This window comes from Marinobacter zhanjiangensis (assembly GCF_014651935.1).
In the GTDB taxonomy this organism is placed as follows: domain Bacteria; phylum Pseudomonadota; class Gammaproteobacteria; order Pseudomonadales; family Oleiphilaceae; genus Marinobacter; species Marinobacter zhanjiangensis.
Genome location: NZ_BMXV01000016.1, coordinates 1 through 1,432 on the forward strand (window position 1 = coordinate 1; position 1,432 = coordinate 1,432).

The 1,432-nt window shown below is 52.2% G+C and carries 1 rRNA gene; it reads right to left on the reverse strand.

From position 1 onward, the window contains the following. Positions 1-1,159, reverse strand: a 23S ribosomal RNA gene (locus IE079_RS18645); the annotation flags it as partial. Between the last annotated feature and the right edge of the window lie 273 nt (positions 1,160-1,432).

The following is a 1,432-nucleotide window of genomic DNA, read 5'->3' on the forward strand; positions in this document are numbered from 1 at the left end:
ATGCAGCCGCAGCTTCGGTGACCAGTTTGAGCCCCGTTACATCTTCCGCGCAGGCCGACTCGACTAGTGAGCTATTACGCTTTCTTTAAAGGATGGCTGCTTCTAAGCCAACCTCCTAGCTGTCTGAGCCTTCCCACATCGTTTCCCACTTAACTGGTACTTGGGGACCTTAGCTGGCGGTCTGGGTTGTTTCCCTCTTCACAACGGACGTTAGCACCCGCTGTGTGTCTCCCGGATAGTACTCACTGGTATTCGGAGTTTGCATCGGGTTGGTAAGTCGGGATGACCCCCTAGCCGAAACAGTGCTCTACCCCCAGTGGTATTCGTCCGAGGCGCTACCTAAATAGCTTTCGGGGAGAACCAGCTATCTCCGGGCTTGATTAGCCTTTCACTCCGATCCACAAGTCATCCCCTGGCTTTTCAACGACAGTGGGTTCGGGCCTCCAGTGCCTGTTACGGCACCTTCACCCTGCTCATGGATAGATCGCCCGGTTTCGGGTCTATGCCCAGCGACTAAATCGCCCTATTCAGACTCGGTTTCCCTACGGCTCCCCTAAACGGTTAACCTCGCCACTGAACATAAGTCGCTGACCCATTATACAAAAGGTACGCCGTCACGGAACAAGTCCGCTCCGACTGCTTGTACGCATACGGTTTCAGGGTCTATTTCACTCCCCTCACAGGGGTTCTTTTCGCCTTTCCCTCACGGTACTGGTTCACTATCGGTCAGTCAGGAGTATTTAGCCTTGGAGGATGGTCCCCCCATGTTCAGACAGGATTACACGTGACCCGTCCTACTCGTTTTCACTGGACTCAGGTTTCGGATACGGGGCTATCACCCACTATGGCGGCTCTTTCCAGGGCCTTCTCCTACCAGTTGTCCAGCTTAAGGGCTGGTCCCCGTTCGCTCGCCGCTACTGAGGGAATCTCGGTTGATTTCTTTTCCTTCGGGTAATTAGATGTTTCAGTTCCCCGAGTTCGCCTCTTACGCCTATGTATTCAGCGTAAGATACCGACCCGAAAGTCGGTGGGTTTCCCCATTCAGAGATGCCCGGATCATAGCTTGTTTGCCAGCTCCCCGAGCCTTATCGCAGGCTTCAACGTCTTTCATCGCCTCTGACTGCCAAGGCATCCACCGTATGCGCTTAGTTGCTTGACTATATAACCCCAAGACAACTGACCTGTGCCTCATCACACCATAAGAGCCCGATTGCCACCGAAGTGACAAAAGATCTCTCATCGTTTGACGAGATTCAGAGACAGTCGACTGAAGCTATACACAACCACTTCAACGACACACCGGATAACGCTTGATCGTTATCGCTGAAACTCTGTTCTGAACTAGAAGAACAAAGCTTCGTGTTTCAATCTCATCCGAATTGTTAAAGAGCAATTCTGACCCAGTGATCAGAAAGAAGGGCTTCGAACGTCA